This is a genomic window from Phocaeicola sp. RTP21198st1_B8_RTP21198_201120 (assembly GCF_040929485.1).
GTDB classification, from domain to species: domain Bacteria; phylum Bacteroidota; class Bacteroidia; order Bacteroidales; family Bacteroidaceae; genus Phocaeicola; species Phocaeicola dorei.
This window is the reverse complement of sequence record NZ_JBCOCI010000039.1, coordinates 16,774-36,698: the sequence shown is the minus strand read 5'-3', so window position 1 is coordinate 36,698 and position 19,925 is coordinate 16,774. Positions and strand designations below refer to the sequence as shown.

At 39.7% G+C, this 19,925-nt stretch carries 11 protein-coding genes; 8 read left to right on the top strand and 3 right to left on the bottom strand.

The features are described from left to right. Positions 1 to 98: 98 nt before the first annotated feature. Positions 99 to 1,292 carry a mechanosensitive ion channel family protein gene (locus tag AB5935_RS14445; RefSeq protein ID WP_007831086.1) on the top strand — a complete coding sequence of 398 codons (1,194 nt, stop codon included), beginning with the start codon at positions 99 to 101 and terminating at the stop codon, positions 1,290 to 1,292. 116 nt (positions 1,293 to 1,408) lie between these two features. Here the strand turns inward: AB5935_RS14445 and AB5935_RS14440 are convergent, their stop codons facing one another. Further along, complete coding sequence (locus tag AB5935_RS14440) at positions 1,409 to 2,905, bottom strand: sensor histidine kinase (protein ID WP_007831087.1); 1,497 nt, start codon at positions 2,903 to 2,905, stop codon at positions 1,409 to 1,411. Between the two features lie 154 nt (positions 2,906 to 3,059). Between AB5935_RS14440 and AB5935_RS14435 the strand changes: the two genes are divergently transcribed. The 4 genes from AB5935_RS14435 (at position 3,060) to AB5935_RS14420 (ending at position 11,196) form a co-directional block, all read left to right on the top strand. Beyond that, positions 3,060 to 5,384, top strand: coding sequence for a TonB-dependent receptor (locus tag AB5935_RS14435; RefSeq protein WP_007831088.1), 2,325 nt, complete (start codon positions 3,060 to 3,062; stop codon positions 5,382 to 5,384). A gap of 144 nt (positions 5,385 to 5,528) precedes the next feature. Continuing rightward, positions 5,529 to 5,891, top strand: coding sequence for a YkvA family protein (locus tag AB5935_RS14430; RefSeq protein ID WP_007831089.1), 363 nt, complete (start codon positions 5,529 to 5,531; stop codon positions 5,889 to 5,891). Between the two features lie 554 nt (positions 5,892 to 6,445). Beyond that, complete coding sequence (locus AB5935_RS14425) at positions 6,446 to 9,691, top strand: SusC/RagA family TonB-linked outer membrane protein (protein ID WP_007843455.1); 3,246 nt, start codon at positions 6,446 to 6,448, stop codon at positions 9,689 to 9,691. A gap of 14 nt (positions 9,692 to 9,705) precedes the next feature. Then, positions 9,706 to 11,196 carry a RagB/SusD family nutrient uptake outer membrane protein gene (locus AB5935_RS14420; RefSeq protein WP_007831093.1) on the top strand — a complete coding sequence of 497 codons (1,491 nt, stop codon included), beginning with the start codon at positions 9,706 to 9,708 and terminating at the stop codon, positions 11,194 to 11,196. Positions 11,197 to 11,520: 324 nt separating this feature from the next. Here the strand turns inward: AB5935_RS14420 and scpA are convergent, their stop codons facing one another. Further along, entirely contained in the window at positions 11,521 to 13,671 is a 2,151-nt protein-coding gene (gene scpA / locus AB5935_RS14415; RefSeq protein ID WP_007831094.1) for a methylmalonyl-CoA mutase, read from the bottom strand. Between the two features lie 9 nt (positions 13,672 to 13,680). Continuing rightward, a complete protein-coding gene (gene mutA / locus AB5935_RS14410) occupies positions 13,681 to 15,591 on the bottom strand; it encodes a methylmalonyl-CoA mutase small subunit (protein WP_038611499.1) in 1,911 nt (636 codons plus the stop codon). Positions 15,592 to 15,877: 286 nt separating this feature from the next. Here mutA and AB5935_RS14405 point away from each other — a divergent pair, with 286 nt between their 5' ends. The 3 genes from AB5935_RS14405 to AB5935_RS14395 all read left to right on the top strand — a co-directional run bounded on the left by AB5935_RS14405 (position 15,878) and on the right by AB5935_RS14395 (position 19,915). Next, positions 15,878 to 17,548: a putative transporter gene (locus AB5935_RS14405; protein WP_007831096.1), complete on the top strand. Its 1,671-nt coding sequence runs from the start codon at positions 15,878 to 15,880 to the stop codon at positions 17,546 to 17,548. 111 nt (positions 17,549 to 17,659) lie between these two features. Then, positions 17,660 to 19,294: an ABC-F family ATP-binding cassette domain-containing protein gene (locus tag AB5935_RS14400; RefSeq protein ID WP_038611496.1), complete on the top strand. Its 1,635-nt coding sequence runs from the start codon at positions 17,660 to 17,662 to the stop codon at positions 19,292 to 19,294. A gap of 39 nt (positions 19,295 to 19,333) precedes the next feature. Then, complete coding sequence (locus tag AB5935_RS14395; protein ID WP_007831098.1) at positions 19,334 to 19,915, top strand: RNA polymerase sigma-70 factor; 582 nt, start codon at positions 19,334 to 19,336, stop codon at positions 19,913 to 19,915. Positions 19,916 to 19,925 lie beyond the last annotated feature (10 nt).

Sequence of the window (19,925 nt, the reverse complement as noted above, 5' to 3'; positions counted from 1 at the left end):
CAGATTGAATATAAATTGCTGATTGTCAATATAAATAATCTGAGTTGATATATATAGTCTGTGGTGAATTTATTATCTTTGCAGCAAACGTATAAAATATGGATACAATAAACAACGATCTTACTAACTTATTGCAACAGATGGGGGTGCATCAGGAAAGTCTGGGCATCACTCAGCGTATTGTCATGATAGCAGGGATTCTGATCATTGCTTTTGTGGCAGATTACTTTTGTAGAAAAATAATAGTTCCTACTATAAAAAAACTGACAGCAAGAACACAGGCTACTTGGGATGATTATTTATTCAATGATGCTGTACTGGATAATATGTGTCATCTTATTCCACCTATAATATTGTATGTATTACTTCCTTTTGCTTTTCCACATGAGCCTGTGACTTTGACATTCATACTGAAGCTATGCTGGGTTTACATCACGGCTGTAGCCATGAAATTGATCTGTTCTTTTTTGACCTCTCTCTATACCATTTCAAGTGAACATGAGAAGCTGAAAAATCATCCTCTGAAAGGAGTATATCAGATGATAAAACTGATTGTGATTTGTGTAGGGGTAATTATTATAGTCAGTACATTGATAGATAAAGATCCTGTGAACATTCTTACAGGATTGGGTGCTTCTGCTGCTATTTTGATGTTGGTTTTCAAAGATACGATTATGGGATTGGTTGCCGGAGTCCAGCTTTCTGCCAATGATATGCTTCGACCGGGAGATTGGATTACTATGCCGAAATATGGAGCTGACGGTACAGTAATAGAAGTGACCCTTACCACTGTAAAAGTACGCAATTGGGATAATACTATAACCACAGTTCCTCCTTATGCATTGGTCAGTGATTCGTTTCAGAACTGGCGTGGTATGCGGGAAAGTGGTGGACGTAGGGTGAAGCGTTCTATTAATATAGATATGAATACAGTCCATTTCTGTACACTGGAGCAAATGAAGACATTTGAAAAACAAGCTTGGATGTCAGACTTTGAAAAAACGGGAAAGGAGGAAGTGAATCTTTATGTGTTTCGTCACTATCTGGAATATTATTTGCGTCATAATCCTCGGGTGAATACAGAATTGATTTTGATGGTGCGTCAATTACAACCTACGCCGCAAGGATTGCCCATAGAACTTTATTTCTTCTCTGCCAATAAAGACTGGATTCCATACGAACGCTTGCAAGCAGAGGTCTTTGACCATTTGTTGGCTGTGCTTCCCGAATTCGGATTAAGGGTATTCCAAAGCCCTTCAGGATTGGATGTGTTGTCTCTTTCTTCTCATTAATTTATAATCTCACTAACGGAGAGATACAGGAAATCATCACATATTAACACGGATTAAATCAAATTTATTGATTGTCAGAATGAATAATCCATGTTAATATGTGAGAATGTACACTATTATACATGAAGTTCCAGTATAAACCGGGTCCCTTTTTTATAATCAGTGTCCAAAGTCAGTGTGCCATTTAATTTATAAGCGATAAGGCTGCAGGTAGGCAACCCTAGTCCGTTCCCTTGTGTTAAATCACGTATTTTTGCAAATGGCTTGAACAGTCTTTCACGCGCTTCAACCGGAATTCCCGTTCCCGTATCAGTTAGTATGAATTGATGTGTATGAGCGCTTCGTTTTTTGAATTCCAGTGAAATCTTACCGCTTTTCGTATATTCTGCTGCATTGTTCAATAAATGGTTTAATATGCGTTCCAATTCTTCTGCATTTGTCTTAATATTTACACGTGGGACGTTTACCACTGCTTCTACTCCGGACTTGAAGTTTATTTTCGCTTTTTCCATAATACTTTCACATAATGTATTTATGTTCAGTTCCTTTAGCGGATAATGTTCTTCACGTGTTTCTTCCAATGAAATATACGTCTGGATAGCTGTCATTAGTTCTTTCAGTGCCTTGATGTTTTCATGTAATATTGGGGTAGATATTGTTCCCTTTGTTGCTTCATCTATTGTATTCAGACTTGGTTCAATTTGGGCGCTGATATTACCGATAAACTTAGACTTCTGCTCATTGTTTTCATTCGCTATCTGTAGGCTATGTTTCAATTTCTTTACTTGGCGGATATGTTTAAATAACAAGGTAGCTAAAAATAATAATCCGGCAGCTAATATGGCAGATAACACACATAATGCAATGATAATAATTAGATTTGTGGTAATCTTGTCTTCTTTTTCCTGCAAAATTTTTTGACTGGTTTCATATTTTTGTTGTAGTGTGTTTAGCTCATTGGCTGTTTTTACTGCTTTTATGGAATCTTGCCATGAAGTATAAAGTTTTCTCATTGCAATAGCCAATGGGGCATTATTATTCTGTTCGGCATATCCCAACATGTCTTTATAGCATTGGTCTATTCCTTTTTCATCTTTACCGGTAGAGCGCTTTTGGAATAAGATGTTGTAACATTCCAAGCTTTTGTCTGTCATACCGAAAGTTTGATAATAATTGGCTTCCGTCATTAGAAGTTCTTCTTGTAAAGAGTCTGATTTTAATAGGTCTGTATAGGAGTGAAGTTGTTTCAATAGTATCTTGCATTGTTCTGTATTTTTTAGATTCGTATACATACGCAGGCGTTCTTTACCCACCATGAAACGCAATTTGTACTCAGGTGATTTTTTTTCTTGCTCACTATAATAAATCAGTGCGTCCATTTGTCGGCAAGTGGCAAAGGCTTCTTTATATTGTCTGTTTTGAGTAAAGAGCGTACTTACCCGTATTCCCTCTTCTACCGCTTTATTTATTTGCTTTTGTTCGGCATACTGAGTGAATTTTGCCCACTTTGTATTTAACTCTTGAATATTGACACCTGCCGGTATGGCTGTAGTTTGTCCTTGCCCTGCAACACAACAAAAGGCAAGTGCTAATGTTAGAAGAATTTTTTTCATTATTGAAACAGGTTTTCTGCAAATATAACCTTTTTTTAAGCAAAAAGTTCGGGAAGTGCAACTTTTTTTCATCTTCTAGCGTCTAAACTGTAAAACAATAACTTTTAAGCAGGACAGGCCATCTTGTAAAAAGAATAAAATCATAATATTTAAAATGAGAAAAATAGTAATGATAGTCATACTGGTAGCCAGTATGGTACAAGGAGTTTTTGCCCAACAAATAATTATAAAGGGCACTGTGAAAGACGCGACAAGTAAAAAGGCTGCAGAATATGTTAATGTAGTTTTACAAACAGCAGATTCGGTTTTTGTTGGAGGAACTATTACGAATAGCAAAGGCGATTTCTTACTGAATAAGGTCTATGCAGGCGATTATTTATTGGCATTATCCTGTGTGGGATATCGTACGCAATTTATTGTATTAAACGGAATTAAACAGAATATAAATTTAAGGGAAATTTTATTGGAAGATGATGCTGTGGCTATGGAAGGTGTAACAGTTAGTGCTTCCGGACAAATCAGTCATTCGGATCGTAAGTTGATTTTTCCTTCTGAACGGCAAATGAAGATTTCAACAAATGGAGTCAATCTGTTGCAACAGATGATGCTTCCCCGTATTCAGATAAATCCCATGAATAATGAGATAGGAGTGTTAGGGGGAGGAGAACTTCAGCTTCGTATCAATGGAGCGAAAGCAGAAGTTGAAGAGATTAAGGCATTACAGCCATCAGACATTATTCGTATAGAGTATCATGACAACCCTGGTTTGCGTTATGGTAATGCTGAGGTAGTGCTTGATTATATTGTCCGTCGTCCGGAAACGGGGGGAAACTTTGGAGTGGATTTGTCTCAGGGGATGAATGCCATGTGGGGAGAATATAATGTTTTTGGAAAAGTGAACCATAAGAAGTCTGAGTTTGGTGTTTCGTATTACATGGGACCTCGCGATTTCTATGGTATGTATCGGGATAATGAAGAGGAATTCCATTTGGCGGACGGAACAACATTACATCGTATAGAAGAAGGTGAACCGGGGCACGGATCTGTGTTTATGAATAATTTAAGTATGAATTATAATTTACAGCAGACTGAAAATTCATTGTTCAGTGCTACTTTTCGTTTGAGAAGTAATAGCCAGCCTCATTGGGATTATCAAGGAGTATTGACTAATGTTGCCGATTCTGATGATAAGGTGGATATGATAGACCGTACTAAAAAAAGTTGGTCTCGTCCTTCGTTGGATCTTTATTATCAACAGGGATTGAAAAATAAGCAACTTTTGGTATTCAATGTGGTAGGTACTTATAATAGGGAAAAATCACGCCGTTTGTATCAAGAAAGCTTGCAGGATGAGTTGTTGACTGATATTAATAATAATGTATTAGGAGATAAATATTCTCTAATTGGGGAGGCTGTTTATGAGAAGCAATTTTCTAAAGGAAATTCGTTGAGTTTCGGGTTGCGCCATACCCAGTCTTTCGCCAATAATGCATACCGTAACGGTCATTATTATGAGACGGATATGAATCAAGGGGATACATATGTTTATGGGGAATATAGAGGAAAGGTAAATAAATTGGACTACAGATTGGGTGTAGGTGTTACTCGTTCTTATTACAAACAAAGTGGTGATGATTCGTATGAGAATTATAGTTTTAATCCTCGTTTGGTACTGCATTATACGTTGCCGGGAAATTCATTCGTCCGTTGGAAATCCGATATCAGTAATGCTTCTCCGTCATTGGGGGATTTAAGTGCAGTAGAACAGATTGTGGATTCGTTGCAAATCAGACGAGGCAATCCGAACTTGAAAGCCTATTTGCGTTATCACACAGAGTTGACATACGAATGGCAGAAAGGTATATTTTATTCTAATCTTTGGGGGGCGTATGATTATCAGCCGAATGCCATTATGGACGAGAAGTATCAGGACGGTGACAAGATTGTACAGACATGGGACAATCAAAAGGATTGGCAGAAATTATCAGGGCGTCTGACTTTGCGTGTTGGCCCTATTAAGGATATGCTACAGTTCTCGTTTACCGGTGGAGTAAACCATTATATGAGTCATGGTAATACATATTCTCATACTTATACAAACTGGTATTGTAATGCTGAAGCATCCTTTAATTACAAGCAGTTCTCTCTTTACTGGCAGATGAATACTAATTGGAATAATTTCTGGGGGGAAACCTTGTCAGGGGGGGAGAATATTCAGGTATTGGTGATGTATTACACGCACAAGAATTTGCGTGTAGGGTTGGGAGCTTTTAATCCGTTTACGGATAATTATAAACAGCAGACTGAGAACTGGAATAAATATGCTTCTTATAAAAAAACGAATTATGTGAAGGAGAGCTCGCAAATGTTTTTGGCAAGTGTTTCTTATAATTTCTCGTTTGGCCGTAAGTTTAAAGCAGGCCAACGGAGGGTGAATAATAGTGATAACGATTCCGGAGTGATGAGTACCGGAAAATAAACAAGATAATCATTTTAATGAACTTAAGTTCATGGGGCAAGTAAGTTAAGTAACTTGGCTCACGAACATAAGTTGCTTGGCTTACGAAGTTAAGTTCATAAATTTATCGAAATAATAGATATATTACCCTTAACAAAATCATATATGAAAATGAAAAAAAACTTGATTGATTATGAGCTCCTGTGGGAGAAAATTACGGATTACGTAAAGGCCACCAGTAGAACGACTGCTCGTCCTGTACTTCTATTATATTATGTATTGCGAAGCCCCGAAACTCCCTCTTCGGATAAAATGTTGATTGTGGCGGCACTTTCGTATTTGGTATTGCCGATTGATTTGATTTCGGCTAAGCGGTTACCAATTATCGGCTGGATTGATGAAGCGGTATCTTTGGTTTATGCTTATAAAAAGGTGTGCCGCTATGTGACTCCTGAGATTGAATCAGAAGTGGATAATGTACTGGAACGCTGGTTTCCGGAAGGAAAGTACGAATTGATAGAAGAATAAATATTGTACTTATCTTTGGGGAGTAAGGATGGGTAAATGGAGTATTTTAGGAATGGGCTTCGTCGACTTTCGGCGTGGCCCTTGCTGATTGTAGACAAAGGTAGATTGTAATTCTACCCCAAGGAACTTCATTTTGTTTCATATATTATGCATCTATGATTTTTAACTGGTACGGAAAGAATTATAGAAACTGTCTGTTCTTACGTTCCGGATGGAAATAAAGCAATATATTTGGAATGAAATCATTTTGTCTGAGAATATGTGATGTATGTAAAAGTGTTACAATATGTTTTGAGTATTGTCAATACCTTATAGTTCAATGTTTAACATGACCTAAGTTCTCTTAGAACTTTATATTAAATATTGCTGCAAAGATATGAAAATATATTAAATACCAAAGATATCGCAGCTAAAATGTTGGATAATAAATAATTTTATTCTAACAGGATTTACTTTTTGCTTGCCAAACTCAGCAAAACAACTCTTTTTGAACGTTTTTATCTAAGTTCTAAGAGAACTTAGCATTTATGAACGTTAAATTAAAAAGTTTTTTTATGAAAAAGAGAGTTTTGTTTACGTTGACTTGTCTATTCCTATGGACAGGTATGGCAATGGCTCAGGTATCCCGAATTACTGGAGTTGTAGTTTCGGCAGAAGACAATGAGCCGATTGTCGGAGCTTCGGTTCTTGTGAAAGGTACTACCCTTGGAACTATTACCGATATGAATGGCCGGTATAGTATAAACAATGTTCCGGTCAATGCAAAATCTTTGGTAATATCGTTTGTCGGTATGAAAACACAAGAATTGGCTATAAAGGGTGGTGAGCAAAGAGTAGTGATGCAAAGTGATACAGAATTGATTGATGAGGTCGTTGTAGTAGCTTATGGTACACAGAAAAAATCATCTTTTACCGGAGCTGCTTCCACAGTAGGGGCCAAATCCATAGAGAAACGTGCTATCACTAATGTTACAGCTGCATTGGAAGGGAATGCTTCCGGAGTTCAGGTGACTGCTGCCACCGGACAACCTGGTGAATCTTCTTCTATCCGTATTCGTGGGTTTGGCTCAGTCAATGCATCCAATGCTCCTTTATATGTAGTGGACGGAACTATATATAATGGTAGCATAGGTGATATTAATCCTGCAGATATTGAGTCTATGACTATATTGAAAGATGCGGCATCTACTTCTTTGTATGGTTCAAGTGCGGGTAATGGTGTTATCTTGATTACTACTAAAAAAGGTAAAGAGTCAGGTGGAACAGGAGTAAACTTGACTATTAACCAAGGATGGTCAAACAGGGCTTATAAAGATTATAAAAAGGTGGGAATTTATGATTACTATCCTTTACAATGGGAGATGTTGAAGAATTCCTATATTACATCTGGTAAAGATGTCGCAACGGCGGCCTCATTGGCAACATCTAAAATTGGAAGTACGTTGAAATATAATCCTTTTGTTGGTGTCGCAGATGATGCCATTGTCGGAACTGATGGAAAGCTGAATTCTTCAGCCGATGCATTGAAGTGGGGAGATGATTTGGATTGGGAAGATGCAGCTTTCAAGACCGGCTATCGTCAGGAATATAATTTGAGTTATAATACAAAAACAGAAAAAAGTGATACTTATGCTTCTGTTGGTTATTTAAATGACGATGGTTATATGATTAAGACTGACTTTGAACGTTATTCTGGTCGTTTGAATTATAATGTGTACCCTACTAAATGGTTCAAGACAGGTTTGAATTTGGGAGTAACTCGTACGGTATCCAATTATTCAACTTCAGATTCGGGAAATTCGAGTTCATATAGTAACCTTACACGTTTTATTCGTACCATGGCTCCTATATATCCCGTTCATAAACATGATTTGGAAACCGGTGCTTATTTGGATGCTAATGGTAAGGCAACTACTGATCCGGGTGAATATATTTATGATTATGAAGGAACTCGCTTGTCGAATAATGGACGTGATGCGATAGCTGAAACAGAGTTCAATCAACGTGAACTAGTGCGTGTTAATCAGACTGGACATACTTATCTCACTTTGACTCCGGTTGAAGGGTTGAACCTTACAGCCAATTACTCTATCAATAATATTGATTATCGTCGTAAAGTCTATGAAAATCCTTATGTGGGCGATGGTACTGCAGGACCGGGCCGTTTGAACCAGATGTCTACCCGGACGCTGACTCAGACCTTTAATCAATTGATAACTTATAACAAGTCTATCGGAAATCATAACTTTGACGTTCTTTTAGGACATGAAAACTATTCTTATAAGTATGAGTATTTATATGGTATGAAGACTCAGGAAACAGTTTCGGGTATGTATGAATTTGGTAATTTCGTAAATATCAGTTCACTTAGCTCCTATACAAATACCTATAAAAAGGAAGGTTACTTTGGCCGTATCAATTATGATTATGCTCATAAATACTACGCTTCACTTTCTTATCGCCATGATGGTTCCTCGCGTTTTGCAAAAGAGAACCGTTGGGGGGATTTCTGGTCGTTCGGAGCAGGCTGGAGAATTAGTGAAGAGGCATTTATGAAGGATGTGAAATGGGTGAATAACTTGAAATTACGTGCTTCTTACGGTGAAACAGGTAATGATAATATATTGGATAGTGATGGTGATCCTGATTATTATCCTTATCAGACCTTATATGGTTTGGGATATAAAAATGGTTCAGAAGCTGGAGCCTACTTCACGGTGATAGCCAATCCCTCATTGAAATGGGAAACACAAATATCTACGGATATTGCTCTTGAATTTGGTTTGTTTGACTGTTTGACGGGTACTATTGAATATTTTAAGAAAGATTCCAAGGATTTGTTGTTTGATGTTTCTCAGCCCGCTTCTGTCGGAGTAACATCCATTATACAGAATATTGGTAAGGTCACTAATTCAGGAGTGGAAATAGAGTTGGATTATAATGCATTTAAAAATAAAGACTGGAGTGTATCTGTTGGGGCCAATGCTACTTTTGTGAAGAATAAGATAAAGAACCTGCCGGCTACAATGAAAGAAAATGGATATATCAGTGGTTCTAAAAAGTGGTTGGAAGGAAAGTCCATTTATGAATTCTGGCTTCGTCAATGGCATGGGGTAGACCCTCAGACCGGTGATGGTTTATATGTGGCTGATGTAAGTAAATATAATCAAGGGAATATTGGAACAGGGGATGGAAACATTACACAGAGCCAGTTTGATGAGTATAAAAAAACAGTAGTGACTATTGATGGTAAGGAATTGACCAATTCGTATACTTATGCTAAATACGACTTCAGTGGTTCTTCTATTCCTGATGTGTTTGGTGGGTTTAATGTCAGAGTAAGTTATAAGAACTTTGATTTGGCTGCTGTATTCTCTTACCAGTTGGGCGGTCAGGTTTTGGATACTAATTATGCTACCATGATGAGTATGACTGAATTTGGTTATGCACAAAGTCCGGATTTGTTAAAAGCATGGAAACAGGCAGGGGATATTACTGAGGTTCCCCGCATAGACAATAGTGCAGCTCATACCACGAATATTGGTCAGTCTTATTCAACTCGTTGGCTTACCAGTTCGGATTATCTTAATTTAAGATCTGTCACTATTGGCTATCAGTTCCCAAAAGCTTGGTTGAGCAAAGTGATGCTTAAGAGCGCCCGTTTGAATCTGACTGCGGAAAACCTGTTCATGTTGAAAGCCCGTCAGGGATTGAATCCGATGGCTAATTATTCCGGTGTAACTTATAATGAATATATGCCGTCCCGTAATATCACGTTAGGGCTTAATGTTTCATTCTAAAAAATAAAAGAATTATGAGATCAATTAAAAATATAACATTAGGATTAGCGACAGTTGGAGTAATGTTCCTATCTGGTTGTGCCGGTGATTATCTGGATACTATTCCCTCTACCTCTGTTTCAGAAACGACAATAAACACCTCGTTGGATAATCTTTATATAGCATTGAATGGAATTCATAAAGAGATGGTTTCTCAGGAAAGTGGATATCAGTGTTTGGGCGGTGAACCCGGTTTTATGATGTCACGTGATGCAGAGGCTGATGATATGAATTGGCAGACAAATACATGGATGAAGGCGGCCTATTTAGGATGGCAATGCAATATGAATGAAACGAATGGTTATAATTATAAGTTCTGGCAAATTTATTATCAATGGATTCTGAATGCTAACAAAATTTTGGCGGGTTTGGAGGAAGTTGAAATAACTAGCCAGGAATTGTTTGACCAGATAAAGGGAGAAGCTTTGTGTATCCGTGCTTGGGCTCATTTTAATTTGGTACAGCTTTATGCAAAACGTTATGAAGCCGGCAAGGATAATACACAGGATGGAATTCCTTATCGTGAAAAAGCTGTGGCCGAAGAGCAGGCACGTAATTCCGTAGAAGATGTTTATGCTAAAATCAATAATGATTTGGATGAGGCTTGTATACTTTTGAGTGGAATAAAAGTAAATGATGTCAATCATTATAGCGAGATGGTGGCATGGGGATTGAAGGCACGTGTAGCATTGACCATGCAAGATTATAATAATGCGGCGGTTTATGCAGGGAAGTCTATTTCTTTAGCTGAAGCAGGTGGTCACCAGTTGATGACTGGCAGTCAGTTGAATTGTGGGTTTGCCAATATTACGACGGACACTAAAGAAGCGATGTATGCTGCAATGACTCCCGATGATAAGACTGTTTATTTTTATTCTTATTATGCATATATGTCATGGAACTTTAACTCCAGTGCCATTCGTCAGGGAGTGAAGTGCATAAATGTGGATGCTTATGAAACGATGTCTGAAACAGACTTACGGCGTGCGTGGTGGGATCCGACTGGGGAAGCATCTGTTCCGTCATCAAGTTATGCAAAGAATGCTTATCAAAACCGTAAGTTTACTGCCCGTTCTACAGCCGATGCTGTAGGTGATGTCGCATTTATGCGTTTGGCAGAAATGTATCTCACCCAGGCTGAAGCTTTAGCTCGTGCAGGAAAAGATAGTGAGGCGCAGACTGTGTTTACTAAATTCCAGATAACCCGCGATCCCTCTTATGTCTCGAAAGGTAATACTGGTGATGCTTTGGCAGAGGAAATTATGAATAGTCGCCGGGTGGAATTATGGGGTGAAGGTTTTCGTTTTTATGATTTGAAACGTTTGCATTTGTCTATTAAACGTGGATCAAATTTTGATATAGCTTTCTGTACTTTCCTTGAAAAGGATAAAGATGCACAAGGTTGGGTGTGGGAGATACCTAAAATTGAAACAGACTTTAATTCACTTTGTACGAAGAACTATTAATAATTCTCTCTAACACATAAATTTTCTCTTAAAGGAGGTGGGCAGACTTTTTCTTGAAAGTTTTGTACCACCTTTTTGCTTAACATAACCTTTGTTTTACAAGGCCGATAGCTTTTCTGGTTTTCTTTTTGTGTTACTTGTGTTGTCTAATATCAATTTTGTTGATGTTTTTTTAGTAATTTAGAAGAAATGGATTTAATTTATACTTGTTCTAATTGCTATAATCCATTGTTTTGAATGAAGTAAAGAACCTGTAAACACAAAATAAGTGTAAACAGATTCTTTACTATTGTTTAAAATGATAAACTATTTAGGTGAAAAAGTTTATTCCTCTTCGTCCAGTAAAATGTTCATAATCTGAACAGCTGCTTTGGCAACAGAAGTTCCGGGGCCGAAGATTGCTACAACACCTGCCTTGTATAAGAAGTCATAGTCTTGAGCGGGGATAACACCACCAGCGATAACTAAAATATCTTCACGACCTAATTTCTTTAATTCTTCAATAATCTGCGGGATCAGTGTCTTATGTCCGGCAGCCAATGAAGAAACACCTACTACATGAACGTCGTTTTCCACTGCGTCACGAGCAGCTTCGGCAGGAGTTTGGAACAACGGTCCCATATCTACGTCGAAACCACAGTCGGCATAACCTGTTGCAACTACTTTTGCACCACGGTCGTGTCCGTCCTGTCCCATCTTGGCAATCATGATACGCGGACGGCGGCCTTCCTTCTTTGCAAATTCTTCGGTCAGTTCGCAAGCTTTTGCGAAGTCTGTATCCTTTTTACTTTCTGATGAGTACACGCCTGATATAGTTCTGATTACTGCTTTATAACGTCCTACAATTGTTTCACAAGCATCCGAAATCTCGCCCAAGGTAGCACGGACATGAGCCGCCTCTACAGCCAGTTCCAGCAAATTGCCTTTACCTGTCTTTACACATTCGGTGATGGCTGCTAAAGCTTTGTCTACTTCTGCTTGATTGCGGCCTTCTTTCAAACGCTTCAGATTTTCAATTTGTTCCAAACGCACAGCTGTATTGTCTACTTCAAGGATATCGATAGGATCCTCTTTTTCCAAACGATATCTGTTGGTGCCGACAATTGTCTGGGCACCGGAGTCGATACGGGCCTGAGTACGTGCCGCAGCTTCTTCAATACGCATTTTGGGTACTCCGGTTTCGATAGCTTTCGCCATACCGCCCAAGCTTTCAATTTCCTGAATATGTTCCCAAGCCTTGTGAGCCAATTCGTTAGTTAAAGATTCTACATAGTAAGAACCACCCCATGGGTCAACGTTCTTGCAAACATATGTTTCTTCCTGAATATAAATCTGAGTATTACGTGCGATACGTGCAGAGAAGTCGGTGGGCAATGCAATTGCTTCATCCAACGCGTTGGTGTGCAGTGACTGGGTGTGTCCCAATGCTGCTGCCATAGCTTCAATACAAGTACGACCTACATTGTTGAATGGATCTTGCTCTGTCAATGACCAGCCCGAAGTCTGGGAATGGGTACGCAATGCCAGTGATTTTGGATTCTTCGGGTTGAACTGTTTGACAATTTTGGCCCACAACATACGTGCTGCGCGCATTTTGGCAATTTCCATAAAATGATTCATGCCGATAGCCCAGAAGAATGACAGACGTGGAGCGAATGCGTCGATGTCTATACCTGCAGCGACTCCGGCCCGAAGATATTCCAAACCGTCAGCCAGTGTATAAGCCAATTCAATATCTGCTGTGGCACCTGCTTCCTGCATGTGGTAGCCCGAGATGGAGATAGAATTGAACTTAGGCATTTTTTGTGAGGTATATTCAAATATGTCAGAGATGATCTTCATGGAAAAGGCAGGTGGATAAATATATGTGTTACGCACCATAAACTCTTTTAAGATATCATTCTGGATGGTTCCGGCCATTTCTTCCAATTTAGCTCCCTGTTCCAAACCTGCATTGATGTAGAATGCCATGATGGGAAGTACGGCACCGTTCATGGTCATGGAAACAGACATCTTATTCAAAGGAATACCATCGAACAAAACTTTCATATTTTCCAATGAGCAAATAGATACACCTGCCTTACCTACGTCACCTACTACACGTTCATGGTCGGGGTCATAGCCGCGGTGTGTCGGAAGGTCGAATGCGACAGACAAGCCTTTCTGACCTGATGCCAAATTACGGCGATAGAATGCGTTGCTTTCTTCGGCAGTGGAGAAACCTGCGTACTGGCGGATAGTCCAAGGACGGAAAGTGTACATCATGGAGTACGGGCCGCGAAGATAAGGAGGAATACCTGCTACATAGTTCAAGTGCTCCATGCCTTCCAAATCTTCTTTAGTGTAAACAGGCTTCACATTAATGTGTTCCGGCGTTTTCCAGTCGGCGGTGATGCCGTTTTCTTTTTGCCACTCCATACCATTCTGAGGTTGGAATCCGGCATATATATCTATATTTTTAAAATTCGGTTTCATTGTTCTTCCTTACTTAATTCCTAACTTAGCGTTGTATTCTTTCAATGTGTCCAATACGTTAACACGTACATGGATAAAGTTTTCGATGCCTGCGGCTTTCAGCTCTTCCATACAAGCAGGAGCACCTGCAACAATGAAGATGGCTCTTCCATCTAATGCCTTGAATGCAGGAATAGCATATTCTGCGTATTCATCATCGCTGGAACAGATAACTACGATGTCTGCACCGGCTTTCATAGCTGCTTCGACACCGGCCTCTACTGTGGGGAAGCCCAAATTGTCGATTACTTCGTAACCGGCACAAGCCAAGAAGTTGCATGAGAATTGGGCACGTGCTTGGCGCATGGCCAGATTACCGATAGTTAGCATAAATGCTTTCGGGCGTTTGCCGGATTTCTCTGTCTGCAAACGAAGTACTTCAAACTGGCTGGCAGCACGGTCGAAGTTTAATGTGGCAAACGGTTTTTCACAGTTGTCATGATTGCCTCCACAACAACATTTGGCTTCTACAGGAGCCTTTTCGCCTGCTTTTTCATTGAAGTTAGGATATTGGTTGGTACCCAGTAGAATTTCTTTGCGTTTTGAAACGGAGTCGTGGCGGACCTTGTTGCTTGCGTTGATCGCTTCCTGTACTTTTCCTGCTTTGACTGCTTCCAGCATTCCTCCTTCGTCTTCCACTTTCAAGAATAACTCCCATGCCTGTGTGGCAATAGAAATTGTTAAATTTTCAATAAAGTAAGAACCCGCGGCGGGGTCAACTACTTTGTTGAAATGACATTCTTCTTTTAGCAATAACTGTTGGTTACGGGCGATACGTTCAGAGAAGTCGTCCGGAGTTTCGTAAGTCTTGTCAAACGGGGTTACAGTGATGGAGTTGACTCCTGCCAAGGCGGCACTCATCGCTTCGGTTTGAGTGCGGAGCAGGTTTACATGTGCGTCAAACAAAGTCAGGTTGAAAGTGGATGTTTCAGCATGTGCCACCATTTTGCAGGCACAGAAACAAGTGCCGTCTTCCGCTTTGTTCGGACATTCGGGTTGGCAGTTGCATTGAGGATGATATTCTTTTACGATGTCCGCCCATAACATACGTGCTGCGCGGAACTTGGCAATTTCCAGAAAATAGTTGGAACTGATGCCGAAATTGAATTTTATTTTCTTGGCAACCAGTGCAGCAGGAACTCCTGCTTCTACCAGTTTGCTCAGATATTCGTTACCCCAAGCCAATGCATATCCCAGTTCTTGTGAAATATAAGATCCGGCATTGTTCAGTTCTATCGCATTGACACAGATACAACGGAATTTAGGTAGCGGAGCCAGTACTTCTACCAATTCTTTGGCGGTAGTGATGAAATTGCTAAGGTCTTTGCCTTTTACCATCATTTTACCCATAGGGTCATAGTTGACGGAGCCTTGCAATTTGGTCAGGTCGTATTCTTTCTTTTGGAAGTAAGCAACCAACAATTTGGCTAATTCCACCGTATGTCCTTGACAAGTGGAGAAGTTTAACTCAATGCATTCCGCACAGATATCATTCAATAATGTTTCGATATATTCAGGACTGAGATCTTTCTTCTTTACGTAGAATCCCAATGAGTCAACACCTTTGTTCAAAATATCCAGTGCTTTAGCATTGGCTTCTTTAGGACACTCTACTTTGATTTCTTGACGCACGAACCAAGTATTGTCGTTTTTCTTCGTGCCTCTTACATAGGGGAATTCTCCGGGTAGTCCTTCGGTTGTTTTCAAACCTTCCAGATCTTCCTGGCGATAAAATGGTTTTACTTTAAAACCTTCGTTGGTTCTCCAAACCAATTTCTTTTCAAAATCAGCGCCTTTCAAGTCTGCTGTAATCTTTTCCATCCACTGTTCCGTAGAAACGGCTGGGAAGTCCGAAAAGAGTTTCTCTTTACTATCTGCCATAGTTTATTCGGTATTAATATTTAAGAATTATATCACATACTTTTTCAATAGTATGGGCAAATATACTAAAACCTTTTAAATAGAATCCTTTTTTTAGCTATTTTCATAAAGGAGAAAGAGAGGTTTCTGTCATTTTGTTAACTGACGAAAGCAAAAGATGTTCTTATTGCAAAGTGGATATTGCAAAATAAATAAGAATCATGAAATAATAGTTTTCAAATTGTTGGGTTGAGTGAGGGGAATTCATTAATTTTGCGGCAATTTTATAAAAACATAGTATTATATCATGGACTGGTTACAAAATCTATTATTTGATGAAAACTCAATAGCGCATATCGTGCTGCTTTATTCTTTTGTGATTGCAGTAGGAGTGTTGCTGGGAAAAATTAAATTTTTCGGAGTATCGTTAGGTGTTACTTTTGTTTTGTTTACCGGTATTGTCTGCGGACATTTCGGTTTAACGGGGAATACACAGATACTTACATTTTTACAGGATTTCGGACTAATATTGTTCGTGTTCTGTATCGGACTTCAGGTAGGTCCTTCTTTTTTCTCTTCCTTCAAGAAAGGAGGGATTGCAATGAATCTAGTAGCAATGGGGATTGTCGCATTGAATATTGCTGTGGCTGTGGCTTTGTATTATGGCTTGAACGGCCGGATAGAGCTGCCTATGATGGTGGGTATTCTTTGTGGTGCAGTAACGAACACACCGGGACTGGGTGCTGCCAACGAAGCGTTGAGCCAGCTGAATTACAATGGCCCGCAGATAGCGATGGGATATGCGTGCGCTTATCCATTGGGAGTGCTGGGTATCATTGGTTCTATTATTGCTATCCGCTACATTTGCCAGATTAATTTGAAAAAGGAGGAAGAGGATATCGCTAAAGAAGAAGCTGCAAATCCTCATCTGACTCCTCGTATGATGCACCTGGAAGTTCATAATGAGGCATTGGCAGGAAAAACGTTGCTTCAGGTCAGAGACTTCATGGGGCGTGATTTTGTTTGTTCACGTATTTTGCAGAACGGTCATGTCAGTATTCCTAATCGTGATACTGTTTTCCATCTTGGTGATCAGTTGTTTGTGGTTTGTGCAGAGGATGATGCGGAAGCCATTATTGCTTTTATCGGTCCTAAAATTGAAGTGGATTGGGAAAAGCAGGATACTCCGATGGTATCCCGCCGTATTTTGATTACACAACCTAAAATGAATGGTAAGCAATTGGGGGAATTTCATTTCAGTAGTATGTATGGTGTGAATGTGACTCGTGTCAACCGTTCAGGTATGGATATCTTCGCTTCACGTAACTTAACCTTGCAGGTAGGTGACCGTGTAATGGTGGTAGGTCCTCAGGATGCGGTGGAACGTGTTGCCAATTTGATGGGTAACTCATTGAAACGTTTGGATCATCCTAATATCGTGACTATTTTTGTGGGTATCTTCTTGGGGATTTTCTTTGGTAGTCTGCCTATTGCATTTCCAGGTATTCCTACTCCGGTAAAATTGGGTTTGGCCGGTGGTCCGTTGATTGTATCTATTTTGATAGGTCGTTTCGGATATAAATTGAAATTGGTGACTTATACCACTATGAGTGCCAATTTGATGTTGCGTGAAATTGGTATTGCTTTGTTCCTTGCCAGTGTGGGGATAAAGGCTGGTGCGAATTTTGTGAATACGGTTGTCGATGGAGATGGTCTGTTGTATGTGGGTTGTGGTTTCCTCATTACAGTTATACCTTTATTAATAATGGGAGCGGTTGCACGCTGGCATTACAAGATGAATTATTTCATGTTGATGGGGCTTATTGCAGGTAGTAACACAGATCCCCCCGCATTGGCGTATTCTAATCAGACAGCAGGTAATAATGCTCCGGCGGTAGGTTATTCTACTGTGTATCCGGTATCCATGTTCCTTCGTATTCTGACTGCCCAATTATTGATATTAATATTGGCAAGTTGATATTGGCAAAAAGTATAAAAACAATAAAGTATAACTTGTAGGAGGGGGTGTCAAAAAATGGTAGCTTGAATCATTTTTTGGCGCACCCTCTTGCTGATTAAAAGAATAAATATGATTTCAGTAGATGGATTGACCGTTGAGTTTGGCGGTACCACCTTGTTTAGTGACATATCTTTTCAGATAAATGAGAAAGACCGTATTGCCTTGATGGGGAAAAATGGTGCGGGTAAGTCTACCTTATTAAAGATTTTGGCTGGTGTACGGCAACCTAGTCGTGGAAAGGTGTCGGCTCCTAAGGATTGTGTGATAGCTTATCTTCCTCAGCATCTGATGACAGAGGATGGGCGTACTGTATTCGAGGAAGCTTCTCAGGCATTCTCGCATCTTCATGTTATGGAGGCAGAAATAGAAGCCATAAATAAGGAACTTGAAACGCGTACCGATTATGAAAGTGATTCATATATGGAGTTAATCGAGAAAATTTCTGCCATGAGTGAGAAGTTTTATTCCATTGATCTTACCCATTTTGAAGAAGATGTGGAAAAGGCTTTGCTGGGACTTGGTTTTATGCGTGAGGACTTCAATCGCCCTACCAGTGATTTCAGTGGTGGCTGGCGTATGCGTATTGAGTTGGCTAAATTATTGCTCCAGAATCCAGATGTATTATTGCTGGATGAGCCCACTAACCATCTTGATATTGAATCCATCCAGTGGTTGGAAGATTTCTTGGTCAATAGTGCCAAAGCGGTAATTGTCATCAGCCACGACCGTAAATTTGTAGATAATATCACAACCCGTACCATTGAAGTGACGATGGGGCGCATCTATGATTATAAAGTGAACTATTCCCAATATCTGATATTGCGTAAAGAACGACGCGAGCAACAGATGAAGCAATATGAGGAACAGCAGAAGATGATACAGGAAACCAAGGATTTCATAGAACGGTTCAAAGGAACTTATAGTAAAACTTTGCAAGTGCAGAGCCGTGTGAAGATGCTTGAGAAATTAGAATTGGTTGAAGTGGACGAAGAAGATACCTCAGCATTGCGGTTGAAATTCCCGCCTTCTCCACGAAGTGGAAATTACCCGGTCATTATGGACAGGGTGGGAAAGACCTATGGTGACCATGTAGTTTTCAAGGATGCCTCATTGACCATCGAGAGAGGGGATAAAGTGGCTTTTGTGGGCAAGAATGGTGAAGGTAAGTCTACTTTGGTAAAGTGTATCATGCGTGAGATAGAGCATGAAGGGACTTTAACGCTGGGACACAATGTGCAGATTGGTTATTTTGCTCAGAATCAAGCCTCTTTATTGGACGAGAACCTCACGGTTTTTCAAACGATAGATGATGTGGCGAAAGGGGAGATCCGTAATAAAATACGAGACTTGTTGGGTGCATTTATGTTTGGCGGCCCCGAAGCTTCCATGAAGAAGGTGAAAGTGCTCAGTGGTGGAGAACGTACTCGTCTTGCCATGATCAAACTATTGTTGGAACCGGTGAATCTGTTGATTTTAGATGAGCCTACTAATCACTTGGATATGAAAACCAAAGATATCCTGAAACAAGCTTTGGTGGACTTTGACGGCACATTGATTGTTGTGTCTCATGACCGTGACTTTTTGGACGGATTAGTGACGAAAGTGTATGAATTTGGGAATAAAAAGGTAAAAGAACATCTCTGTGGCATCTATGAGTTCCTGGAAACAAAGAAAATGGAAAGTTTGCAGGAGTTGGAAAAATAAATTAGCTTTGCATCTGTTAACTTTGGATTGGAGGTGGAGATGCAAACAATTTCTATAGATATAAATAAAGTACAAAAAGGAGACGAGGCGGAGTTTCGTCTTCTTTTTAATCTTTTCTATCCTCGTCTGATGTCTGTAGCTTGCCGTTTTGTGCCTGAACATATTGCTGAAGATATTGTACAAAGTGTTTTTGTCATGTATTGGGAACAGAAGTCTACCTTGACACCTAATGCCATTCATTCTTTCCTCTATAAATGTACACAGAATAATTGCCTGAATTATCTGAAGCACCAAGCTGTTGTGCTGGGGCATGAGGAGGAGGTGCGTTTGGCGGAAGAACGCATGGCCTTTCAGCTGGCAGGATCGGATGCCAATGAATTGTGGAATGAGGTGGTTGAGCGTGACATCCGGAAATTGTTGGAAGCTTCCATCTCTAAATTACCTCCTAAATGTCGTCAGGCTTTCGAATTGTCTTATTTTAAAGAGATGACTTATAAAGAGATAGCGGAGGCTATGCATATTTCATCCCGTACGGTGGAAGAACATGTACAGAAAGCCACAAAATTCTTGAGAGAGGATTTGAAGGAGGTATTGTTCTGCCTGTTGTTTTTGCTTCGTTAATACTTTCATG